The organism is Acidaminococcus sp. HCP3S3_G9_1 (assembly GCF_052122455.1).
Classification (GTDB): Bacteria; Bacillota; Negativicutes; order Acidaminococcales; family Acidaminococcaceae; genus Acidaminococcus.
Genome location: NZ_JBQKCH010000015.1, coordinates 23,540 through 45,901 on the forward strand (window position 1 = coordinate 23,540; position 22,362 = coordinate 45,901).

The window sequence follows — 22,362 nt, forward strand, 5'->3', positions numbered from 1 at the left end:
ATATACTGGCAGCAGGCAAAATGTTGACAGTGCTCTTGAAGCACAGGAATCCCCGGTGTGGCCACACCGGGGATTCTGTTTATGAAAAATATTTTTCAAGGGAAATAGACAAGCTAATCAATAAATTTCGTACTAAAAATATCAAAAATCAAATATTTTTAGTACGAAATTTATTTTAGCCCCATCAAATCTGTTTCCTCGAAGAGAGTAAACCAAAAACCGTAAAGTGTAGACTAATAAAAACCTAGAAATAAGATTTTCATAAAGTATAGAAGAACACTTTTCGGCCATTTCCCTGCAGCGGTGGTACCGGTTCATCCTGCCCTGTTACAGCCTGGTGGCTATAGTCCTGTGCGTATCCATCCTATTTGGGACTTTTGTGGGATGGCAGTGAGGAGGGAGACGGCAATTGGGGCAGTCATAGGAGGCGGCAGCCCCTTATTCCAACAAAAATTCCAGGATATTCTTGTGGATGATACCATCCTGGCTCATGTCTGCCAGATCGCTGCTGATGACGTATTTGGGATAATTGTCCTGGATGGCTTTCAGATTGCCGAATTCCCGGTCCATGTCTTTGGGAGTCAGCAGATAGGCCACCTGGATATACAACTTTTCCCGTCCCTTCTGGCAGATAAAATCGATTTCCTGGTCCTTGAGTTTCCCTACCCGGACCTGATAGCCCCGGGTGCGCATTTCCAGATAGATCAGGTTTTCATACAGCTTGCTGATATCCAGTTTTTCGCTGGATTTGATGGCATTGCGCAGGCCCAGATCAGCGGCGTAGTATTTTTCCGTTGTGGTCAGCAGTTCTTTGCCTATAATATCGTAGCGGGAAGCCTGTTCAATGATAAAGGCATCCTGGAACCACTGGAGTTGGTTCAGGACCGTGGGAACCGATGTCTTCAGGCCGGCAGATGTAAGGGCCCCGCTGATTTTGCGGGCAGAACAGGGATTGCCGATGTTGTCCAGGACAAAGGCCAGGACCCTTTGGAGAGAAACGGTGTCCCGGGTCTTGTGGCGGGAAAGCACGTCCCGGAGGACCACCGCTTCGAACAGATCCCGCAGATACGTTTCTGCGGAGGCGGCGTCCGGCAGATAGAAACGTTGTGGGAAGCCCCCAAACCGGAGATAGTCCTGGAAAAGTTTTTCATCGGATTGGAAGGTTCCCTGCTGCTTCTGGAACTCCCGGGCTTCTTTCAGGGAAAAAGGATAGACCGGAATTTGGATATAACGGCCGGATAGGCAGGTGGCCAGTTCATTGGAAAGAAGGGTGGCATTGGAACCGGTTATATACAGATCGCAGTCAATATCCACACGCAGGGAGTTGATGAAAATCTGCCAGTCTGGAATATCCTGGATTTCATCAAAGAAAAGATAGAGCTTTTGGGGATGGGCCTTGGCATAGGACAGGATATCATCGTACAAACGGCCTTCCTGCGCCTTGCGGCGGGTTTGCAGAGATTCCATGTTGAACAGCAGGACTTGTTCCGGATGGCGTCCATGGTCCAGCAGCCAGTCTCTCATCTGTTTCATCAAAACGGTTTTCCCGGAGCGGCGGATCCCGGTGAAAATTTTGATCAGGTCCTGGTCCACAAAAGGAATGGCCTGTTCCAAGTAGTGTGTGCGAAGAATCATGGATTCACACCCTTTCAATAAAATTCTATATTTAACACTTTATCATATATATAAAAAACCGTAAAGTATAGACTAACAAAAAATATAAAATCAAGAGTTCCATAAAGCTTATAATCATATGAAATGATAAAATCGACTCCGTAGGGGCCGGTTCAGGACTTTTGCAAAGCAAAATGCCGCCAGAGCCGCCCGCCAATGCCCCAACAATCGGTACAGCAGGTCCGGGACGACCGGGCGGGATTGGGTTGCAACCCTGGGTCATCCCCTACGGGGTATATCAACCCAAAATACAACCTTCGTACAACCAATATTGTTTTAAATACCCATGGCAGAATTTTATTAAAAGCTATATAATATGCAAATCAAAGCATAAATATACACGGAGGGAACTGCCATGAAAAAACTGATGACTGCCATCCTGACTGCCGGACTGCTGGGGACCTGCATGGCCCGGAGCCTGGCTGCGGAACCTGTTTACAAATACGGGAACGGGGAGAAAAAAGGGAATATTTTAACTGTGGCTGTGGCCTGGAAACAGACTGCTGCCGAATACCGGGCCCTGTACCACCAGGCTTTCAACATTGCTCAGGAACGGGTGGACCAGGCCCTGGCTGCCCGGAAGCCCGGGGACAAACCCCTGTGTGTGGTCACCGATGTGGACGATACCCTGATCCTCCATCCCGATTACTGGGGCTCCCTGATTGCCACCAAACACGACGCCTTTGACGATCCCCTGTTGGATGAGCATATCAAACAGGACAAACTGACGGCGGCTCCCGGAGCCCTGGACTTTCTCAACTACTGTAAATCCAAAGGAGTGGAAGTGTTCTACGTCACCAGCCGGGACCAGGGAGAAGGCACCTACGGCTATGCCCTGAAGAACCTCCAGGACCTGTCCTTCCCCTATGCAGACAAGGACCATCTTACCGTGCTCATCGATACCTCCAACAAGGAAAAGGAACAGAAAAAAATCGCCCAGACCCACAATATTGCCGTGTATCTGGGGGACAGCCTGAATGATTTCCAGCGGGTGTACTATGTAAAGGACGTGGATCAGCGGAATGCCCTGATGGAAAAGGACAAGGACCTGTTCGGGAAAAAATTCATCCTCATGCCCAACCCCACCGACGGCCATTGGGTACGGGCCATTTTCGGGGAATCCGAACCGGCACCCACCAAGAAGAACCGGGAAACCTGGAAAAAAGCCGCCGAAAAGCAGCAGAGCCAGGTGATCCTGGAACATATGGGGAAATGAAGGCGGTCAGCTGTTAACGGTCAACGGCCTGCGGCACGCCCCTACCTCGTTGCTGTCGGACTATGGTTACCAATGGTCGGAGAAACGGGGGCTTCGGCAATGCCGTTATTGTGATTTCGCCCGGACCCTTGACCCCAACGGCGTAGGGGCTTGCTGCAGGCAAGCCCGTCCCGGCCTCCCGGCAGGGCACTACTGCAATGGACAATACGATTGTACCGGGTCCGTAGGGGCGGCAGGCCCGGCCGCCCGCAGACGGCCTGTTGTACAGCCCCTGCAGCAATCTATTTATTCAAAGTCGCTTAAAAATACGGAGAAAATCATAAAAAGATTTATCGTTTTCGTGCAAAATTAGCCTAAAACATTTGTTGTTTTCGTGTAATCCCATAGAATCCCCTGCCGCTGACCGTTGACAGAAAGGGGCTGCTGCCCATGCAACAGCCCCTTTTTCACTTCATCAGCGCCTTCACACTTTTCCTTTTGAAATATTTCCGGATCTCTTCACACAGCTTTTTTTCCGGGGTGTGCATTACCCAGTTCTTCCGGCGGACCAGGGCGAATTTTCTTGTCACCGGGGGATCCAGCCGGTAATAATGGATCTTGTTTTCATATTCCATGCAGGATTTTCCGATAAAGGTGATGCCGATGCCCATGGCCACCATGGCCCGGGTAGTGACGATGCTGTTGGTTTCGCACATGGTGCTGGGGTCCAGGCGGATGGCTTCGAAAATCAGGTCCGTCACTTCCCTCAGGGTGGAGCCTTTTTTGCAGATCAGGAAATTGTCTTCGCCCAGTTCTTCCTCCAGATCTTTCCAGGGGAACGTATCCCCTGGATTTTTTTTGCAGTAGGGATGGTTTTTGGGTACTGCCAGCAGGATTTCCTCCACCCCCAGGATATCCACCTGGTCCGGGGAAAAGGGAGAAGTGTCATGGATGGCCATCACCGCACAGTCAATGGCTTCTTCCTGGAGCATACGGCTCAGATCGATCACGTTCCCTTCGGTGATTTCCACAGTGGCTTCCGGGAATTCCGCCTTGAAACTGGGGACCACCGCCGTGAGCATTTTCAGGCACAGCTGGGAAGTGAGACCCAGGGTGATGTGGCTTTTGTTGTTCATGGAGCGGATGTTTTCGTACAGATGCTTTTCAATGGAAAGGACCCGCTGGGCCGCTTCCACATACAATTCTCCTGCGGGAGTCAGGAGCATCCGGTTCCGAGTCCTTTCAAAAAGCGGCACACCGATTTCCTGTTCCAGTTTGGCCAGGTACTGGCTCAGGGAGGATTGGGAAATGTACAGCTCTTCCGCCGCCTTGGTCATGTTCTGCTTCTGGGCGATGGTCAGGATGTACTGGAGATGACGGGTATCCATAAAACAAGCCTCCTTGCAGACTTAGAAAAAGTAAGAGTGCCTCTTAGAAAAACTATTCAAATAATCAGATAATATTAGCAAAACTGATTGCAGGAATCATTATTACATATTGGCCAGGGAAAAGCAAATTGGCTATATTGATTACAGACAATTTGAAACATTCAAAAGCGCGCGATAAGGATTGCAAGGAGGAAAAACAATGGCAACTACACCGATTGTAACAGATATGAAGGTCATCCCCGTAGCCGGGTATGACAGCATGGAAATGACTCTGAGCGGGGCCCACGCACCGCTTTTCACCCGGAACCTGGTGATTCTCCACGACAATGCCGGCCATGAAGGCATCGGGGAAATCCACGGGGGCGAATATACGAAAGAATGTCTGGACAGCTATATTCCCCTGGTGGTGGGGCAGGAAATCGGCAAATACCGTTCCATCCTGGGCACCATCCACAGAGGAGGCAAAAAAGCCGAAGGAGATGACGGGGAAGGGATCCAGACCCTGGACATTTCCAAACTGAAATTCGTGGTCCGGGCAGAATGGGCCCTGGAATGTGCTCTCCTGGACCTGCTGGGCCAGTACCTGGGTGTTCCCATGTGCGAACTGCTGGCGGAAGGCAAGCAGCGGGACAAGGTGGAAATGCTGGGGTATCTGTTCTATGTATCTGACAAGAACAAAACGGACCTGCCCTACCTGGACGAATCTGACAGCAAGGATCCCTGGTTCCGGTACCGCCGAGGCGAAATCCTTACCCACGAACAGGTGGTGGAAGAAGCCCAGATCCTCCACGAAAAATACGGCTTCCGGAACTTCAAGCTGAAAGGCGGGGTCATGGAAGGGTCTTATGAAATGGACACCTGCCGGGCTCTGAAGAAAGCATTCCCCAATGCCCGGATCAACATCGACCCCAACGGGGCCTGGAGCCTGGATGAGGCCATCCGGCTGTGCAAACCCATGGAAGGGGTCCTGAGCTACATCGAAGATCCCACCGGCCCGGAAGCGGGCTTCTCCAGCCGGGAAGTGATGGCGGAATTCAAGAACGCCGTTTCTCTCCGGGTAGCCACCAACATGATCGCCACCAACTGGCGCCAGTTCTACCATGCAGCCGCCCTGAAGGCCGTGGACATCGTCCTGGCGGATCCTCACTTCTGGGGTATGGAAGGGAGCCTGCGGATGGCAGCTCTGCTGAAGGAATGGGGCCTTACCTGGGGCAGCCACTCCAACAACCACTTTGACATCACCCTGGCCACCTTCGCTCAAGTGGGGGCTGCGGCACCGGGGAATCCGGCTCCTCTGGATACCCATTGGATCTGGCAGGATGGGCAGAACCTGCTGAAGGATACTCCCCAGATCAAAGACGGGTTCCTGGAAGTATCCAGGAAACCGGGGCTGGGGGTCACCCTGGACATGGACCGGGTCATGGAAGCCAACAAGCTGTACAACCAGATGCCTTCCCACGACCGGGACGACGCCATGGCCATGCAGTACCTGATCCCCAACTGGAAATACGACTGCAAGAAACCCTGTCTGGTGCGGTAAGAGAAAAGGGGGAACCTATCCATGAGCTTTGCGGCCTTTGTCGGCTTTGCGATGATGATCCTCATCACCACACTGCTGCTGAAAAAGAAAGTCAGTACTCTGTTTGCCTTCACCATCATCCCCATTATCGGGGCCTTCCTGCTGGGGGCCAACGTAAAGGAAGTCTGCGATTACGTGAAATTCGGCCTGGGCAAGACCCGGGACCTGATGTTCATCATTTTCTTCTCCCTGCCTTATTTCTCTCTGATGAATGAAGTGGGACTGTTCGACACCATGGTGGAATTCCTGCTGAAGCGGACCAAGCTCAGCGTCACCATTGTGATGATCATTACCGTGTTCGTTTCTCTGATTACGGAAATCGACGGCAGCGTAACCTCCACCTATCTGGTGACCGTGCCCATGATGCTGCCTCTGTACAAGAAGCTGAAGATCGATCCCAAATGTCTGCTGCTCCTGTGCTCCGCCACCATGTGCGCCCTGTTCATTACGCCCTGGAACGGCCGTACCCTCCGGGCAGCCACCCTGCTGGACGGGATTCCCGCTCCTCAGAACTACATTTTCGTCCACATGCTGCCCCTGATGCTGATCTACATTGCCATGTGCCTTGGGCTGGCTGTGCTGCTGGCCCGGTTCCAGATGAAGAAAGGCGCCGGCCAGGTGGATGAAAGCGTCATCATGGAAGACCTGGAAAAGAAAGACCAGTCCGAACTCCGGCGGCCCAAACTGTTCTGGTTCAACCTGCTGCTCACCGTGCTGCTGATTGTGGGCCTGAGTGTGGTGCCTGCTCCCGGCTATGTGATCTTCGCCCTGGGCCTGGTCATCGCCCTTACCGTGAACTATCCGGATCTGAGCCTCCAGAACCAGCTGCTGAAGAAGTACTCCAAAGAAATGTATTCCACCGCCTGCGCCGTGTTCCTGTCCGGCGTGGTGGTAGGGGTCCTGTCCAAGAGCGGCATGATGGACGCCATGGTCCAGTTCCTGGTGGGCATCATCCCCAGCGTCCTGGGACCCTGGGTGTACCTGATCATCGCCATCTTCAGTGCTCCGCTGATGCTGATCTTCACCAACGATATCTGGCAGTATGCCCTGGTGCCCATTGTGGCCGGGGTCAGCGCCAACTACGGCGTGCCCAAGGAAATCGTGGTCATGACCCTTCTGATGAACATGGGGGCCATGGTTTCCCCGGTGGCCCAGCCTCAGATTTACCTGGCCTGCGACCTGGCGGACCAGACCGAGCTCCAGGATTATGTGAAGTTCTCCTTCGCTCCTTTGTGGATCATGAACATCCTGTGGCTGGTGGCCGGCTATGCCCTGGGCATCTTCCGGTGATCTTCCATCGCCAACAATGTATCAAAACCATACATCCTTGGAAACCAACAGACCCAAAGGGCCGCCCCTGCGCGGGAGCGGCCCTTTGGGTCTGTTTTACGTCCTGCACTTCACTCTTATCTTTTCTCTGCACTCTTTACTCTTTACTCTGCACTTTAGCCTTGGCTTTCTTTATCCAGTATTCCCGGGCCTGTTGGATGAACAGCTTTTCTGCCTGATTCAAAAAAGCTCCTTTGGGATAACTGACCGCCACGTTCCAGTGGAGGGGCTTTTCAAAGGCATAATACCGGATCCCCTGTTCAAAGCCCCGGGTGGTGGATTCCGCCACAATACCGCAGCAGATTCCCGCTCGGACCATTTCCAGGATGGTGGCCGGATTGGCGGTGTCAAACAGGATCCGGGGCACCATCTGCCGGGCCCGGAACAGTCGGTCCAGCACCGGACGCATGGTGGTCTGCTTCCGCAGCAGGATTATGGGACGGTCCTTCAGGGCCAGGAGAGGCAGACGGGGACGCTGTCCCTCTGCCGCCGGCAATTCTCCTTCCAGCTTCCAGTCTTCCGGTACTGCAATGAGGATATCCTCTTCATACAGGTCTTCATATTCATTGTCGTCCCGCTGGCTCCCGAACAGAGTCATGAACCCCAGATCCAGATCCCCGGCAGTGACCAGCTTCTGCATCTGGAACACGTTCAGTTCATAGGGGACCACCACCAGGTTGGGATATTCCTTGTGGAAAGCCGGGTACACATGGATGAACATGTCCGGCCCCCGGACGGGAGTCATCCCCACCCGGATGGTTCCCGTGTATCCGTGGGTCAGGTCGCTGATCTGGCTGTAGGTGTTCTGCTTCACCCGGAGCATTTCCCGGGCCCCTTCCAGGTAGATTTCCCCGGCCCGGGTAGGGCCCCAGTTTACCTTGCTGCGCTTGAAAAGAGGCGTCCCCAGCTCATGTTCCAGGTGGAGCAGCTGCTGGTTCAGGGCCGACTGGGTCAGGAACAGCTTTTCCGCCGCCTTGGTGATGCTCTTTTCTTCTGCAATTTTCAGGATGTGTTCGATTAGTCTGGTATCCATAAGTGGAAAGGACCTCCCCGCTGGTAAGACTTAGAAAAAAATTTAAGGATTCTCTGTCGATATATTAAGTGTACATCTACATTATAGGGCAATATAATAAACGTAACAAGGTGTTACGGAAAATTCAGACAGTTGCTTTTTTACTGGTTATTCTTGCATCAATCAATTTTCATAGAACTTTGAGGAGGGAAGATCATGCTGAAAAAAATGTTGTGTGCAGGGCTGGCAGCAGCTCTTCTGGTGGCCGTCACCGGCTGCGGCGGATCCAAGGACAAGGGGAGTGCCGGGACCAAGGCCAAGTGGCCCAAGAACGTGGAAGTGGTGGTTCCTTACGGTGCAGGCGGGGATACGGACTTCAATGCCCGGCTGCTGTCCCAGAAGCTGAGCAAGAAACTGGGAACCAACATTGTGGTTTCCAATATCAAAGGCAACGGGGGCGCCACCGGATCCCGGAAAGTCAAGGACGGCAAGAAGGATGGCAGTATCCTGCTGTTCAACCATACGGGCTTTGTAGTGAACAAGGCCAGCAAGGCTTCTGATTTCGGGTTTGATGATTTCTCCTTTGCTTCCATCGTAGGGCTGAACCCGGGGAACGTAATCGTGGTGAACAAGAAACTGGGAGTCAATTCCCTGGCAGACTTGAAAGCCTATACGGAACAGCATCCGGATGAACTGAAAATCGCCGTACAGACTGGTGCCACTTCCTACGTCATCGCTTCCCAGCTGGTGAAACAGGGCTTCAAACTGAAAATGGTGGATGCAGGAGCTGCGGCTTCCCGGCTGACCGCGCTGCTGGGCGGTCATGTGGACGTTATCTTCTCTCCCTACGGCGGGGTCAAGGACTACATTGCTAAAGGGGAAATGGTTCCGCTGGCTATGGATGGGGAAAATGATCTGGTGGTTCCGGACAAGAACATCAATGTGAAGACCATCAAACACCAGGGCTTTGATGCCTACGTGCCCTTCTACTACTTCGTGGCCTTCCCCAAAGGCACCGACCAGGCTCTGATCGATTCCTTCAATGCGGCGGCCAAGGACATCATCGAAAACGACAAGGATTACCAGAGTAAAATCTACAACATGTACTTCCAGAAACCCACCTTCCTGCCGGGAAGCGACGGACTGGCCAAGTTCAATGCCTATGAAAAGGTTCTCCAGAGTGTCCAGTTCACGGAAGTTGCCAAGAGCAACTGACGGAGACAGGAACCCTGGGTGAAGGGAAACAAAGCTGGCGCCGGTTCTGCAGGGAATCGGCACCAGCTTCTCCATTTACGAAAGGAAAGAATATGGGTACAAAAAAGATTGCGGAATACACCATCGATCTGGTCCTGCTGGTGGTGGGCATCGCCCTGGCGGCAGCGGCCCAGAGTATCTCCCCAGGATCCTCCATCGGCATCGGAGGGGATTTCATGCCGAAGGTCTGCACAAAGATCTGGATCTTCATCAGTCTCTGTCTGCTGCTGTGGGAAAAATTCACGCCGGATGATCACCAGAAAGGCATCACTGCCGATCTGAAATGTCTGGGACTTACCTTTCTTGCTCTTTTCCTCTATATCGTCCTGCTGGATACCCTGGGATTCGTGATTTCTTCCATTTTGTATATGGCAGCTCAGATGCTGATCTTCATTCCCCTGGAAAGCCGGAACCGGAAACACTATATGATGATCGGAATCCTGGCCATCGTAGTGCCCCTGCTGATCAATGAAATCTTCGAAGAAGTCTTTTCCCTGATCCTGCCTGCCGGGATCCTGTTCTAAGGAGGCTGTTATGGTTGCTGAAGGCATTTTATCCGTACTGAATCCCACAACCCTGCTGATCATCCTGGTAGGGGTTGTCGTGGGGATCATCTTTGGGTCCATTCCCGGGCTCACTTCCACCATGGCGGTGGCCTTGTGTCTGCCCATTACCTTTGGGATGTCGCCCCTTAACGGGATTTCCATGCTGATTGCCCTGTATGTGGGAGGCACTTCCGGCGGTCTGATTTCCGCCATCCTGCTGAAAATCCCCGGCACACCCTCTTCCGTAGCCACCACCTTTGACGGGGCGCCCATGGCGGAACGGGGCGAAGGGGGCCGGGCCCTGGGCATCGGCATTTTCTACTCCTTCCTGGGAACCATTCTTTCCATGGTGGCTCTGTTCTTCATTGCTCCGCCTCTGGCGAAAGCTGCTTTGAAGTTCGGCCCCATTGAAACCTTTTCCATCTGTCTCTTCGCGCTGACCATGATTGCTGCCATGATTTCTGACAACCCGTTCAAAGCGGTGATGGCCGGGGTCTTCGGCATCGTGATTTCCCTGTTCGGGATTTCCGACATCACCGGTTCCGCCCGGTTCACTTTCGGAATCCCGGAACTGGAAAACGGATTTTCCCAGCTGCCAGTGATGATCGGGCTTTTTGCCACGGCTGAAATCCTGAAAGCAGCCGCAGAAGGGGTGAAAGCCAAAGAAGGCCAGATCCTGGAATACAAAATCAAAGGCTTTGGGTTTACCCTCCAGGAATTCAAGGACCAGTTCGTGAACTTCATCCGGTCCGCCCTGATCGGCATCGGCATCGGCATCCTGCCGGGAATCGGCGGCGCTACGTCCAATATCGTGGCTTACAGTGTGGCCAAACAGCAGAGCAAGCATCCGGAAAAATTCGGTACCGGCTGCATGGATGGCATTGTGGCTTCCGAAACCTCCAACAACGCCTCCATCGGCGGGGCTCTGATTCCTTTGCTGACCCTGGGAATCCCCGGGGATACGGTAACCGCTATTATCCTGGGCGGCCTGATGCTCCATGGCATCATCCCCGGTCCTCTGCTGTTCCAGCAGAGCGGTGAACTGGTCTATGGGTTGTTTGCTGGTCTCATGGTGGCTACAGTAGTGATGCTGGTGGTGGAATACGGGGGCATCCGGGCCTTTGTCCGGGTCCTGGACGTTCCCAAATACATCCTGTTCCCCATTATCTTCGTCCTGTGCGTGGTGGGGACCTACGGCACCAACCACAATATGTTCGATGTTTGGACTTCCCTGGTGTTCGGGGTCATCGGCTACTTCATGAGCAAGTACAAATATCCCCAGGCTCCCATGATCTTGGGCCTGGTGCTGGGGAAAGAAGTGGAACAGAACCTGATCCGGGGCATGCAGTACACTGACGGCAACTTCCTGCGGTTCTTTGAATCCCCCATTGCCGCCGTGTTCCTGACCATTTCCATCGGGGTCATCCTGTGGGCAGTGATCAAACAGGTAAGACGGAGATTCTGCAAAGCATAAAATTCTATTGCAACAAAATAAAAAGCTGTGAAAACGGCTGACCTTGGATGGTCGGCGGTTTCCACAGCTTTTTTTGTCTTGAAGAAGAGAACAACGCTGTTTTGTGTTCCGATTTATGGACGTAAGACAATCCTTATCAATCATTCAGTAAAAAGGAAGTCATTTCCGTCAAAGTGTTCTGCCGTAAGATAGGTTTCGATTTTTTGCTTTTCAAATAACAGGATGTTCTTTATGGTATCGGCTTTTTTGCTGTTCATGCGAAATGAAGGCGCACTTACACTTAAAGCCGCTACAATTTGTTTGTTTACGCGCAGGGGAGTGGCAAAACAAGTTAAGTAATTTGAGGATTCTTCATTTTCCGTAGCGATTTGTGTATTTCGGATTTCGTGCAGCTCTTTTTCCAAACGTACAAAAGAAGTAATGGTATGTTCCGTTAATGCCTTTAATCCATAAGGATAAAGTTTCTTGACTTCTTCAATGGAATGATCGCTCAGAAGGGCTTTTCCCAAAGCCGTGCAGTAGGCTGGCAGCCGTTTTCCCACATGGGACATTAAGCGGATGGCTTCTTTATTGTCAATCTTTGCGATATACAGGACTTCTCCCTTGTCGAGAATCCCCAACTGACAAATTTCGTCCACTTGTTCTACCACAGAACTCATTTCTTCACGAATAAACTGCATAATGGTTCGGTCATTCGTATAGGATTCTCCTACACAGAAGGCACTGATTCCAATACGGTATTTTCCACTGGCAGAATCCTGTAAGATGAATTTCCTCTGGCAGAGAGTCCGGACAACAGGAAACAGAGTGCCTTTGGCTGCATGAATGTTTTCGGCAATTTCAGAGAGGGTGAAGCCTTCCGAATTGGCCGCCAGCAGTTCCAAGATATCCAGTACTCGCGCGGTAGGTCGATGAATCTGGAATTGGCTTGATTCAACCATCATGTTGCCTCCTTTTCGAGAAAGAGTTCGTATATTCGTACGCAAATTTATTATACCATGTTTTGTCTGCTTTTCTCCTCTTTTTGTGAAGAAGAAAAAGAAAAAATTCGTAAATCAAGTTGACGTTTGAAAATGCGAATGGTATGATGACGCCATAAAGTTTGTATATACAAATTAAGACGAGAATACGAATAAACAAATAGGGAGAGTACAAGTTATGAAAATTTTGCAGAATGTTAGGAAAGTACCTGCGGGAATGATGGTCGTTCCAATGGTCCTTGGTTCTCTGATCAATACGTTTGTACCGGAAATTGTGAAAATTGGGTCTTTTACAACAGCTACCTTTACCAGCGCAGGGACAGCAACTGCTATTGGTATCCAGCTCTTTTGCCTGGGTACTACGCTTCAATTAAGTGATATGCCAAAAGTCTTGAAGCGCGGAGGACTGCTGTTGATTGCTAAATTTATTATCGGAGCTGCGATCGGCATTGCAATTGGCATGCTTTGTGGCAAGGCGGGATTTTTGGGATTGACGACCCTGGCGGTGATCAGTGCCGTCACGAATTCCAATGGATCCGTTTATCTGGCTTTAATGACGGAATATGGAGATGAAACGGATTGTGCCAGCATGGCATTGCTTTCCATTAACGATGGACCGTTCCTGACGTTGGTTGCCATGGGGGCTTCCGGGCTGGCCAATATCCCTCTTGTGGCTTTAGTGGCTGCTGTAGGCCCCTTGCTGATGGGGATGATCCTGGGAAATTTAGATAAGGAGATTCCAAAGTTTGTGGCTCCGGCAGGGACGATTTTGATTCCCTTTGTTGGTTTTTGCTTGGGTGCAGGGATAAAATTAACAAATCTGGTCAAAGGAGGATTTGGTGGGATTTTACTTGGGTTGATTTGCTGCTTAGTAGGAGGAATCTTTATTGTGGCCTGTGAACGGTTCATTGGGCACAGACCAGGATATGCGGCATGGGGCGTTTCTACCACGGCCGGCAATGCTGTGGCCGTCCCTGCAGCTGTTGCGCTGATTGATCCGGCCTGGGCTCCCTATGAATCTGTTGCGACGGCTCAAGTAGCTGCGGCTGCAGTGGTGACTGCCATTATGGTACCTTTTATTACGTCCTGGTGGGCCAAAAAGTACGGATGCCCCAAATATCCACTGGCCGGGCAGGACTTCGGTAAAGAAAATGTTATTTAAGAGGAGAGGAAAAGTATGGTAAACGCAGTTGTTATTGATGCGAAGGACAACGTGGCTGTGGCGATCGAACCGTTAAAAAAAGGCTCAAAGGCCAATATCCGGTTCCAAAATGGAAAAGAAGCATCATTGGCGGTTACGCAGGATATCCCGATTTATCATAAATTTGCCATCCGCGATATTCCACAGGCCCAGCCGGTTGTGAAATATGGTGAGCATATTGGCATTGCATCCTGCGATATCCATCAAGGGGACTATGTACATGTCCACAATGTGGGCAGCCATAGGGAAAATCTGGAAGCGGAAGTTTAAAAGGAGGAAAGCAATGATGCAAACATTTCATGGATATAAAAGACCTGATGGACGGGTTGGAATCCGAAACTATGTTTTGATTTTGCCGGCCAGTGTCTGTGCCTCTGATACAGCACGCCTGGTGGCACAAAATGTGAAGGGAGCCGTAACGTTCAACAATCAGCTGGGCTGTTCTCAGGTACCCAGCGATCAGCAGCTGACCATGGATGTTATGGCGGGGTATGCGGCCAATCCCAATGTTTATGCCACTGTTGTGATTTCTCTGGGCTGTGAAAACTGCCAGATGGATCTGGTAGTCGATGCCATTAAGCAAAGAACCAATAAGCCCCTGGCGACTTTTATCATCCAGGAAAACGGAGGAACCATTAAAACCGTAGAGAGAGCAACCCGTGCTGCGAAAGAGTTTGTCCAGGAAGCTTCCTTGCTGCAGAAAGAGGAATTCCCCCTGTCTGAACTGATTTTAGGGACAGAATGCGGAGGCTCCGATCCCACCAGCGGTCTGGCATCCAATGTCCTGATTGGGGAAGCCAGTGACCGGATCGTAGATTTGGGAGGCACGTCCATCTTATCAGAGACCACGGAGTTGATCGGGGGCGAACATATTCTGGCCCGGAGAGCGAAGACTCCTGAAGTCAAAGAGAGAATTTTTGAGATCGTCCATCGGTATGAAAAAGCCCTGCAGCTTGTGGGGGAAGAAGTCCGGGAAGGGAATCCTTCTCCTGGGAATAAAGCGGGGGGAATCACCACTCTTGAAGAAAAATCCCTGGGCTGCATCCATAAATCCGGACACCGCCAATTTACCGAAGTCTATGATTACGCTAAACAGGTAGAGAGCAAAAAGGGCCTAGTGATTATGGATACCCCCGGGAATGATCCTTCTTCCGTGGCGGCCATGGTTGCCGGCGGTGCACAAATCGTTGTCTTTTCTACGGGACGGGGAACGCCTACCGGAAATCCCCTGGCGCCTGTGATCAAAATTACCGCCAATAAGATTACCTACAGGAACATGGAAGACAATATCGATATTGATGCCAGCCCATTGATTTATGGAACCAAAACGCTGGAGGAGATGGGAGACGAAATTCTGAAAGAAATCCAGGAAGTGGCAGATGGAAAGTATACTAAAGCGGAATCTCTTGGGTATACGGAAATGGCTATCGCCAGAGTCTGCAATTTCGTGTGATTGCCAAGGAATCATTTCGTGGCAGCAATTCAAAAGAAGGGACAAGTGATTGGGATGAAGAAAGCAGAAATTTTAACGCCGGTGGTAACCGCTTTTGATGCAAAGGGAAATATTGATGTAACCGCAAACCAGAAAATTTATGAATACCTGATCGGAAAGGGTATTGATGGCCTTGTGGTCATGGGGAGTACGGGCGAGTTCTTCAGCATGACGAAAGAACAAAAAAAGCAGCTGATCGATGTTGCCTGCCAATATGCGGATGAGACGAAAGTCTTGATCGGTACAGGCGGGATGGTGGCCGATGAAACGGTCGAACTGTCCAATTATGCCCTGGCAAAAGGCGCCCATGCAGTGATGATTGTCAGCCCGTATTATTTCAAATTTTCCCAGGAGACTCTGGAAACCTATTATGGAAATCTGGCCAGCCAGATCAATGGGAACATTTATATTTATAATTTCCCGGCACGTACGGGCTATGATGTCTCTCCGGAAGTGACGCTGCGGCTGGCGAGAAAACATGCCAACATCGTGGGGTATAAAGATACTGTGACAGAAATGGGCCATACACGGAAATTAATCGATTTGCTGCGGCCGGAATTCCCAGATTTTGTCGTTCTTTCCGGCTTTGAGGAATTTATGGCGCATAATGTGATCAGCGGCGGAAACGGGTGTATTGGGGGTCTGTCCAACGTTTGTCCGGAACTGTTCCATGGATTGGCTCAGGCGTTAAATGAAAAGAAATTTGATGAAATCATCAAGTATCAGAAAATTGTGGACCAGGCAATGGAACTTTATGAAATCGGGGATCCATTCATTCCCATTTTAAAAGAAGCCATGGTCCAGAAGGGAATTCTGACAAACAATTGGTGTACGGTTCCCATGCCAAAAGTAACGGCTGATCAGTGTGAAAAAGTGAGGGTATGGCTGAAAAAAATGCCTTTTTGATTAAGAAATGCAGGTCCAAATATAGTTCTGTTTTGGTAAATTAAATATGAAAACAAGAGTGTGAGGAGAATACCCACACTCTTGTTTTCATTTTACAAGCATTTAGAAAAAAGAAAATTTCATGTATTTATACAAAGAAAGAAAATAATTTCGTAAAATCCAGGATAATTTGTGCTAAAACTGTTAAAACACGAACAATAAATTTATTATAATAAAAACAGTTCGAAAATATATTGAACTTTTCCTTATACAGTGCTAAACTTGTACACAATCCAACCAGTTCTCTACCGTAATAAAGAAAAACTGGAAGGCGCGGAAACAGACAGCGCAGGATGGAAGCAAAGTGTGGTCTGAATGGTTCAAAAGGGGAGGGGTATGTATGATTCCGAAGATTGCGGCGTTGAACGGGGGAACACTGGATTCCCTGGTGCTCAGTGTTTCTTTGCTGGGCATTCTGCTGATTGTGGGTACCATGGTCCGCCTGAAAGTGGGCCTTCTGCGCAAATATCATGTACCGGCCTCTTTGGTGGCCGGGCTGATCGGGTTGGCATTGGGGCCTTTTTTCCTGGGTGTCATTCCCAAGGAAATCACGTCTTCCTGGGCCGGATTTGCCGGACGGCTCATCACTTTTGTGTTTGCTCCCATGCTGATGTTCAACAGTGTCCGCAGCGGTAAGGGAACTGTGAAAAAAGTGGCCAGTACCATTTCCTTCGGATGGATGGTTTCTCTGGCCCAATATGCTATCCCCATGCTTCTCAGTGCCCTGATCCTGATTCCGCTGTTCCATGTGGATCCGCTGTTCAGTGTCATTGTGGAAGAAGGCTGGCTGGGCGGTCATGGTACGGCTGGGGGCATGGCCCAGGTGTTTGAAGAACTGGGATGGGCGGACGGTGCCTCTCTTTCCATTACTTCTGCTACAGTTGGACTGATCTGGGGCATCCTCAGTGGCATGATCCTGATCAATATTGCCGTACGGAAAGGCTGGACCCATTATTTCCACGATAAAGCATCTCTGAAAGCGGAGGCCACTGAAGTCTATCCGGAAGAGGAACGGCCGGCAGTGGGGCGGGCCACCATTGAAAATGGGGTCATCGATCCTTTGGCTTTCCATTTTGCCATTCTTTGTGTGGCTGTTTATCTGGGATGGATCGGGAAAAAACTGATTGACACCTATCTGCATATTTCCATTACCTGGTATGTTACGGCCCTGTTTGCTGGTCTGCTGATGCGGAAAGTCATGAACCACACGCCCTGGAAGGATTGCCTGGACCGGGGCATCATGAGCCGGATTCAGGGCATTTGCCTGGAGCTGCTGGTTACCGGAGCTGTGGCGTCTGTGAATATTCCAGTGGTTGTAAAATTTGCCGTGCCGCTGATCATCCAGCAGGGTGTGATGATGGCAGTGATGTTCTTCGGCCATATCTGGTATGTGCGGCACTTCTACGGAGAAGACTGGTTTGAATACAATATGCTCCACTATGGAGAAGCCACCGGGGTGTTTGCCACAGGCATGCTGCTGCTGAAGACCTGTGATCCGGAACTGAAATCCAATGCACTGGAAATCCTGGCACTCTCCAGTCCCTTCAGTGACTGGGCCATCGGCGGCGGAGTATTGACCGCCATGATGCCCTACTGGGTGATGAAATACGGATACATCAACTGTACCATTGCTACCACGGCTCTGGCACTGGTTCTGGCTTTTGTCCCCAAAGTCCTGGGTACCTGGCATCCTTTTGCAGAATATGCACCTGAAAAAGCCAAGGCTCCGGAAGGGGTTGCTGTGGCGGCCATGGCCAAGAACTGAAAGCTTGTCCTGATTTGATCCAGAACTGCATAGAGGGGGAAAAAACGTATGTGTACAGCAGAAAAAGAGAATGAACTTGGAGAAGCATCCCGTATCCTGGAACATCCGATCCTGGGAGAACAGAACATCGGAAAGAAAATCGTGGAATTCACTTTTGACGGAAAGACTCTGAAAGGGTATGAGGGCGAGCCCATTGCGTCTGCCCTGAAGGCTGCCGGGGTCCAGATCCACCGGTATACCCAGAAAAAGCACAAGCCCCGGGGCATCTTCTGTGCCATTGGCCGCTGTACGGACTGTGTCATGATTGTGGACGGCAAACCCAATATCCGTACCTGCATGACGCCGCTGAAGGCGGGAATGGACGTGAAGACCCAGTATGGAGTCAGTCCGCTGCCTTTCGATCAGCAGAAATGAGGCTGCAGGGGTTACAGGAAAATTCGGATTCAGCAGATGGGAGAGATGAAGATGCAAATGACACGATATGATCTGGTGATTGTAGGCGCTGGTCCTTCTGGTCTGTCCGCTGCCATCGAAGCAGCCAAAAAGGGCTTGGATGTGGTTGTTCTGGATGAAAATGCACGGCCTGGGGGACAGCTTTTCAAACAGATCCATAAATTTTTTGGGTCCAAGGAACACAAAGCCAAGATCCGGGGCTTCCGGATCGGGGAAGAACTGCTGAAAGAAGCAGATGCCCTGGGTGTCCAGGTAAAACTCAATGCCACGGTAATCGGTCTGTACCGGGACAAAGAAGTGGTCTATCGGATGGATGATGCCATACATCATATTAAAGGGGACACGGTAATCATTGCCACTGGAGCTTCGGAAAACATGGTTCCTTTTGATGGCTGGACCCTTCCGGGAGTCATGGGGGCCGGTGCAGCCCAGACCATGATGAATCTGTATGGAGTACGTCCGGGAAATAGAATCCTGATGCTGGGGTCCGGCAATGTGGGACTGGTGGTCAGCTTCCAGCTGCTCCAGGCAGGCTGCGAAGTGGTGGCTCTGGTGGATGCGGCACCTAAAATCGGCGGCTACGGTGTCCATGCAGCCAAGGTGGCCCGGACTGGGGTTCCCTTCTATACCAGTCACACCATCCTGAAGGCGGAAGGCAAGGAACATGTGACAGGGGTGACCATTGCGGAAGTGGACAGCCATTTCCAGTTCATTCCCGGAACGGAGAAACATTTCGATGTAGATACCATCTGTGTGGCCGTTGGGCTGTCTCCCATGTCCCAGCTGTTGAAAATGGCGGGCTGTGAGATGGAAGACAATCCAAAACGGGGCGGCCAGGTTCCCATCTGTGATGAATATGGACGGACTTCCATTCCCGGTCTGTTTGTGGCAGGAGATGTATCCGGTATCGAAGAAGCCAGTTCGGCCATGATCGAAGGCCGGATGGCCGGAGAATTGGCGGCGGAATACTTGGGGTACACTACGGAAAAGGAAGAGACGGAAAGTCTGGAAGGGCTGGACAAAGCCCTGGATGGACTGCGGCAGGGAATGTTCGCTCCCAGGAACCGGGGCAAGACCATTACCGAAACGGAAGAAGGCATCCCCATTTCCACTACTTTATTGAAGAAAGGGTATGTGACTGACGAGGAAATCACCCGCTTCCCTGGGGTAACGGAAAAAGAGGAGATCCATCCGGTAATCGAATGTACCCAGAATATTCCCTGCAATCCCTGTCAGGATGTATGTCCCAACCACTGTATCAAGGTAGGAGACAACATTACGGCTCTTCCCTGTCTCAGTGCAGAAAAACGCTGTACGGGATGCGGTCTTTGTGTGGCCAGCTGTCCTGGTCAGGCCATTTTTCTGCTGAAGGAAGACAAGTCCGAGGGAACTGCGGAAATCACTCTTCCCTATGAATTCCTGCCTTTGCCCAAGAGCGGGGATAAAGGGATGGCTTTGGGCAGAAACGGGGAAACAGTCTGCACGGCGGAAGTGGTTGCCGTAAAGAGCAGCCCTGCCTATGACAAGACCAGTCTTCTGACCATGAAAGTCCCTCTGGAATATGCCATGAAGGCACGGTTCTTCAAAAAGGCGTAACGGACGGAGATCAACCGGAACAGGAAAGGACTGACAGGATATGGGAAAAATCATTGATCGTTCCAGAGATATTGGAGAATTTGTTCCGCAGCCGGATGATGACATGATTATCTGCCGCTGTGAAGAAGTCACCAAGGGAGAAATCCGGCGGGCCGTCCATGAAGGACTGTATACCATTACAGAAGTGCGGCGGTTCCTGCGCTGCGGCATGGGGCTGTGTCAGGGCCAGACCTGCGCCAAGCTGGTTAAAGGCATCATAGCCAGAGAACTGGGAGTCAGCCCGGCAGAGCTGGAACCGGCCACCAGCCGGGCTCCCATGCGTCCTCTTGAAATGGAAGTCTTTGCACGGGAAACAGGGGAGGCGGAAAAATGATGAGTACGGCAGATGTAATCATTGTGGGAGCCGGCATTGTGGGAAATTCCACGGCCTACTATCTGGCTAAACGAGGATGCAGTGTCATAGTCCTGGAAGGGGACAAAAATGTGGGAAACGGTGCGTCTTCCCGAAACGGAGGGGGCGTCCGCCAGTCCGGACGGGATGCCAGGGAACTGCCTCTCATGCAGTATGGAGTGAAGAATATCTGGCCTCATATTTCTGAAGAACTGGGATATGACTGCGAATATCATCAGGATGGGAACCTGCGGCTGGGGAAAACGGAAAAACATCTCCAGATCCTGAAAAAACTGGCAGATTCCGCCTGTGCCTGCGGTGTGGATGTAAAAATGATTGACGGAGATGAAGTACGGGCCATCAATCCGTATCTTTCCGAAGAAGTCATTGGAGCCAGCTGGTGTCCTACTGATGGACATGCCAATCCCCTGTCTACCACACTGGCCTTTTATATGGCGTCCAGAAGATTGGGGGTCCGGTATTACAGTGGAGATAAAGCAATTCAATTGAGGAAAATCAAGGGACATATCCGTCAGGTGATTACGGAAAGCGGAGCTGTCTATGAAGGGGATACAGTGCTCCTGGCCGCTGGATACGGAAGCCGGGCCCTGGCTGCCACTGTAGGCATTGATGTCCCCATTGAAGTGAATATCATCGAAGCTCTGGTCACGGAAGCGGAGCCTCATATGTTCAATCAGATGCTGGGGACGGCCGAAGCGGATTTTTACGGACATCAGACCAATCATGGATCCTTTGTATTCGGTGGAGACTGCGGGTTGGAAGGGTTTACGGAAGACCCCATAGACCGCCCCAACTCCAAGAGCAACTGCAGTATTACCGCTCCCTGTGTCTGCCGGGGCATCATGAAATATTTTCCGGATCTGGCCAAAGCCAAAATCGTCCGGACCTGGGCCGGAGAAGAAGACAAATGTGTGGACCTGGTTCCGGTACTGGGGAACGTGGAAGAAGTCCCCGGTCTGATGCTGGCCTGCGGATTTACCGGCCATGGCTTTGGCATCGGCCCGGCAGTGGGCAATCAGCTGGCAGAGCTGGTTACGGAAAACAAGACCGAAGTGGATCTGTCCGCTCTCCATTACAACCGGTTCGTGGCGAAGATCTGAAGAAATGCTTTACAAAGTGTGCAGCATGGAAGTTGGCTGCACACTTCTTTGTTGGCAGTGATTTCTTCAAATGGCGGTTTCCTGTTCTGGCAGAGTCTCTTTCCATGACTGTCGGTACCCGTTATAATAAAATCGACAGTGACGAAAGGAAGGGACCCGTTATGGAACAGAAAAAAGGGACTGCAGGAAAACTTTCTTACAAGGATATTGCCTATGACCGGATCAAGGATGCCATTTTATTCAACCGTTTCCGGATTGGCGCCATTTATTCTCAGGAAAGCTTGTGCCGGGAACTGGGTATCAGCAAAACACCTCTGCGGGAAGCTCTGTTGGAACTCCAGACTGATGGGTATGTGACGTTCTGCCGGGGCAGAGGAGTACTGATCCAGCCGGTATCCTTTGAAAAAGCCCATGATATCCTGGAAGCACGGATGACCATGGAACCCATCTGCGCCCAGCTGGCAGCCCAGCGGGCCAATGAAGAAGACCGGCAGGCAATGGACAGCCTGCTGACTTCTCTTCAGGAAGGCCTTCCTTCAGAAGATGGGCAACGGCTGTACCGAATCGACCACAGCTTTCATCGGGCTGTAATACAGTCTGCCCACAACGAAATCTTTTTCCGGTTCCTGGATGTGGTATTGGACCATTATCTCCGGTTTGAAGTGAAGAGCGTCTACAACAATTCCATTGATGCCCGAAAAGTGTATGCGGAGCACCGAAAAGTCTATGAGGCCATTGCAGAGAAAGATGAAAAGAAAGCCTATAAGGCTATGGAGACCCATCTGAAGAACTCTTTTGCCAGGACTTTGCCGGAATATTGGAAGAAGTAATATATTACTTTAGAATAAATTAATGTGACAAAAACTATTGAAAATTAAAGGGAAATCAGATATACTGAAAGAAAATAAAGAAAAAAATACCGAATATATTCTGCTGCAGAGGATAAGAAATATATTTCTTGAAGTGGA

20 protein-coding genes are annotated in these 22,362 nt (G+C 50.9%); 16 read left to right on the forward strand and 4 right to left on the reverse strand.

Features of this window, described 5'->3' with window-relative positions; translation table 11 throughout:
- Positions 1–438: 438 nt before the first annotated feature.
- A complete protein-coding gene (locus ACTQY1_RS09355) occupies positions 439–1,635 on the reverse strand; it encodes an ATP-binding protein (RefSeq protein WP_154487978.1) in 1,197 nt (398 codons plus the stop codon).
- Between the two features lie 394 nt (positions 1,636–2,029).
- On the opposite strand from ACTQY1_RS09355, the gene ACTQY1_RS09360 reads away from it, so the two are divergent.
- Entirely contained in the window at positions 2,030–2,890 is an 861-nt protein-coding gene (locus ACTQY1_RS09360; RefSeq protein ID WP_441374120.1) for a 5'-nucleotidase, lipoprotein e(P4) family, read from the forward strand.
- Positions 2,891–3,336: 446 nt separating this feature from the next.
- On the opposite strand, the gene ACTQY1_RS09365 is transcribed toward ACTQY1_RS09360, so the two are convergent.
- Positions 3,337–4,257: a LysR family transcriptional regulator gene (locus ACTQY1_RS09365; protein ID WP_154487976.1), complete on the reverse strand. Its 921-nt coding sequence runs from the start codon at positions 4,255–4,257 to the stop codon at positions 3,337–3,339.
- 199 nt (positions 4,258–4,456) lie between these two features.
- On the opposite strand from ACTQY1_RS09365, the gene ACTQY1_RS09370 reads away from it, so the two are divergent.
- Entirely contained in the window at positions 4,457–5,797 is a 1,341-nt protein-coding gene (locus tag ACTQY1_RS09370) for an enolase C-terminal domain-like protein (RefSeq protein ID WP_154487975.1), read from the forward strand.
- A 21-nt stretch (positions 5,798–5,818) separates the two neighbouring features.
- Positions 5,819–7,126, forward strand: a complete 1,308-nt coding sequence (locus ACTQY1_RS09375; RefSeq protein ID WP_022488270.1) for an SLC13 family permease — start codon at positions 5,819–5,821, stop codon at positions 7,124–7,126.
- Positions 7,127–7,262: 136 nt separating this feature from the next.
- On the opposite strand, the gene ACTQY1_RS09380 is transcribed toward ACTQY1_RS09375, so the two are convergent.
- Positions 7,263–8,198 (reverse strand): LysR family transcriptional regulator, encoded by a 936-nt coding sequence (locus ACTQY1_RS09380; RefSeq protein ID WP_441374121.1) that lies wholly within the window; start codon positions 8,196–8,198, stop codon positions 7,263–7,265.
- A 195-nt stretch (positions 8,199–8,393) separates the two neighbouring features.
- On the opposite strand from ACTQY1_RS09380, the gene ACTQY1_RS09385 reads away from it, so the two are divergent.
- The 3 genes from ACTQY1_RS09385 to ACTQY1_RS09395 all read left to right on the forward strand — a co-directional run bounded on the left by ACTQY1_RS09385 (position 8,394) and on the right by ACTQY1_RS09395 (position 11,450).
- Positions 8,394–9,392, forward strand: a complete 999-nt coding sequence (locus tag ACTQY1_RS09385) for a tripartite tricarboxylate transporter substrate binding protein (RefSeq protein ID WP_154487972.1) — start codon at positions 8,394–8,396, stop codon at positions 9,390–9,392.
- Between the two features lie 92 nt (positions 9,393–9,484).
- Positions 9,485–9,955, forward strand: coding sequence for a tripartite tricarboxylate transporter TctB family protein (locus tag ACTQY1_RS09390; protein WP_154487971.1), 471 nt, complete (start codon positions 9,485–9,487; stop codon positions 9,953–9,955).
- Positions 9,956–9,965: 10 nt separating this feature from the next.
- On the forward strand, positions 9,966–11,450 hold the full coding sequence (locus tag ACTQY1_RS09395) for a tripartite tricarboxylate transporter permease (protein WP_154487970.1): 1,485 nt from the start codon (positions 9,966–9,968) through the stop codon (positions 11,448–11,450).
- A gap of 140 nt (positions 11,451–11,590) precedes the next feature.
- Here ACTQY1_RS09395 and ACTQY1_RS09400 read toward each other — a convergent pair whose 3' ends face one another.
- Positions 11,591–12,394, reverse strand: coding sequence for an IclR family transcriptional regulator (locus ACTQY1_RS09400; protein WP_229778443.1), 804 nt, complete (start codon positions 12,392–12,394; stop codon positions 11,591–11,593).
- A gap of 214 nt (positions 12,395–12,608) precedes the next feature.
- Between ACTQY1_RS09400 and ACTQY1_RS09405 the strand changes: the two genes are divergently transcribed.
- From ACTQY1_RS09405 to ACTQY1_RS09450, 10 genes are all read left to right on the forward strand, one after another.
- Positions 12,609–13,592, forward strand: a complete 984-nt coding sequence (locus tag ACTQY1_RS09405; RefSeq protein WP_441374122.1) for a 2-keto-3-deoxygluconate permease — start codon at positions 12,609–12,611, stop codon at positions 13,590–13,592.
- A gap of 15 nt (positions 13,593–13,607) precedes the next feature.
- Complete coding sequence (locus ACTQY1_RS09410; RefSeq protein WP_154487968.1) at positions 13,608–13,901, forward strand: UxaA family hydrolase; 294 nt, start codon at positions 13,608–13,610, stop codon at positions 13,899–13,901.
- Between the two features lie 13 nt (positions 13,902–13,914).
- The gene (locus tag ACTQY1_RS09415; protein ID WP_195839614.1) at positions 13,915–15,084 is read left to right on the forward strand and encodes a UxaA family hydrolase; all 1,170 of its coding nucleotides are present in this window, start codon (positions 13,915–13,917) and stop codon (positions 15,082–15,084) included.
- A gap of 18 nt (positions 15,085–15,102) precedes the next feature.
- The gene (locus ACTQY1_RS09420; protein WP_441374123.1) at positions 15,103–16,029 is read left to right on the forward strand and encodes a dihydrodipicolinate synthase family protein; all 927 of its coding nucleotides are present in this window, start codon (positions 15,103–15,105) and stop codon (positions 16,027–16,029) included.
- A gap of 379 nt (positions 16,030–16,408) precedes the next feature.
- Positions 16,409–17,833 carry a sodium/glutamate symporter gene (locus ACTQY1_RS09425; protein ID WP_279125733.1) on the forward strand — a complete coding sequence of 475 codons (1,425 nt, stop codon included), beginning with the start codon at positions 16,409–16,411 and terminating at the stop codon, positions 17,831–17,833.
- Positions 17,834–17,881: 48 nt separating this feature from the next.
- Positions 17,882–18,247: a (2Fe-2S)-binding protein gene (locus tag ACTQY1_RS09430; RefSeq protein ID WP_441374124.1), complete on the forward strand. Its 366-nt coding sequence runs from the start codon at positions 17,882–17,884 to the stop codon at positions 18,245–18,247.
- 57 nt (positions 18,248–18,304) lie between these two features.
- Positions 18,305–19,882, forward strand: coding sequence for an FAD-dependent oxidoreductase (locus ACTQY1_RS09435; protein ID WP_154488006.1), 1,578 nt, complete (start codon positions 18,305–18,307; stop codon positions 19,880–19,882).
- Positions 19,883–19,922: 40 nt separating this feature from the next.
- The gene (locus ACTQY1_RS09440) at positions 19,923–20,255 is read left to right on the forward strand and encodes a (2Fe-2S)-binding protein (RefSeq protein ID WP_154487965.1); all 333 of its coding nucleotides are present in this window, start codon (positions 19,923–19,925) and stop codon (positions 20,253–20,255) included.
- The gene (locus ACTQY1_RS09445) at positions 20,252–21,394 is read left to right on the forward strand and encodes an NAD(P)/FAD-dependent oxidoreductase (RefSeq protein ID WP_288310239.1); all 1,143 of its coding nucleotides are present in this window, start codon (positions 20,252–20,254) and stop codon (positions 21,392–21,394) included. Before ACTQY1_RS09440 ends, ACTQY1_RS09445 begins: the two co-directional genes overlap by 4 nt.
- Before the next feature lie 161 nt (positions 21,395–21,555).
- Positions 21,556–22,224: a GntR family transcriptional regulator gene (locus ACTQY1_RS09450; protein ID WP_154487963.1), complete on the forward strand. Its 669-nt coding sequence runs from the start codon at positions 21,556–21,558 to the stop codon at positions 22,222–22,224.
- Positions 22,225–22,362 lie beyond the last annotated feature (138 nt).

Excerpts from the sequence above, each read along its gene's own strand:
- ACTQY1_RS09400 (WP_229778443.1), bottom strand. The coding sequence starts at position 12,394 with ATGATGGTTGAATCAAGCCAATTCCAGATTCATCGACCTACCGCGCGA.
- ACTQY1_RS09365 (WP_154487976.1), bottom strand. The coding sequence starts at position 4,257 with ATGGATACCCGTCATCTCCAGTACATCCTGACCATCGCCCAGAAGCAG.
- ACTQY1_RS09375 (WP_022488270.1), top strand. The coding sequence starts at position 5,819 with ATGAGCTTTGCGGCCTTTGTCGGCTTTGCGATGATGATCCTCATCACC.
- ACTQY1_RS09405 (WP_441374122.1), top strand. The coding sequence starts at position 12,609 with ATGAAAATTTTGCAGAATGTTAGGAAAGTACCTGCGGGAATGATGGTC.
- ACTQY1_RS09385 (WP_154487972.1), top strand. The coding sequence starts at position 8,394 with ATGCTGAAAAAAATGTTGTGTGCAGGGCTGGCAGCAGCTCTTCTGGTG.
- ACTQY1_RS09435 (WP_154488006.1), top strand. The coding sequence starts at position 18,305 with ATGACACGATATGATCTGGTGATTGTAGGCGCTGGTCCTTCTGGTCTG.
- ACTQY1_RS09430 (WP_441374124.1), top strand. The coding sequence starts at position 17,882 with ATGTGTACAGCAGAAAAAGAGAATGAACTTGGAGAAGCATCCCGTATC.
- ACTQY1_RS09440 (WP_154487965.1), top strand. The coding sequence starts at position 19,923 with ATGGGAAAAATCATTGATCGTTCCAGAGATATTGGAGAATTTGTTCCG.
- ACTQY1_RS09390 (WP_154487971.1), top strand. The coding sequence starts at position 9,485 with ATGGGTACAAAAAAGATTGCGGAATACACCATCGATCTGGTCCTGCTG.
- ACTQY1_RS09410 (WP_154487968.1), top strand. The coding sequence starts at position 13,608 with ATGGTAAACGCAGTTGTTATTGATGCGAAGGACAACGTGGCTGTGGCG.
- ACTQY1_RS09395 (WP_154487970.1), top strand. The coding sequence starts at position 9,966 with ATGGTTGCTGAAGGCATTTTATCCGTACTGAATCCCACAACCCTGCTG.
- ACTQY1_RS09360 (WP_441374120.1), top strand. The coding sequence starts at position 2,030 with ATGAAAAAACTGATGACTGCCATCCTGACTGCCGGACTGCTGGGGACC.
- ACTQY1_RS09355 (WP_154487978.1), bottom strand. The coding sequence starts at position 1,635 with ATGATTCTTCGCACACACTACTTGGAACAGGCCATTCCTTTTGTGGAC.
- ACTQY1_RS09415 (WP_195839614.1), top strand. The coding sequence starts at position 13,915 with ATGATGCAAACATTTCATGGATATAAAAGACCTGATGGACGGGTTGGA.
- ACTQY1_RS09370 (WP_154487975.1), top strand. The coding sequence starts at position 4,457 with ATGGCAACTACACCGATTGTAACAGATATGAAGGTCATCCCCGTAGCC.
- ACTQY1_RS09450 (WP_154487963.1), top strand. The coding sequence starts at position 21,556 with ATGGAACAGAAAAAAGGGACTGCAGGAAAACTTTCTTACAAGGATATT.
- ACTQY1_RS09425 (WP_279125733.1), top strand. The coding sequence starts at position 16,409 with ATGATTCCGAAGATTGCGGCGTTGAACGGGGGAACACTGGATTCCCTG.
- ACTQY1_RS09445 (WP_288310239.1), top strand. The coding sequence starts at position 20,252 with ATGATGAGTACGGCAGATGTAATCATTGTGGGAGCCGGCATTGTGGGA.
- ACTQY1_RS09380 (WP_441374121.1), bottom strand. The coding sequence starts at position 8,198 with ATGGATACCAGACTAATCGAACACATCCTGAAAATTGCAGAAGAAAAG.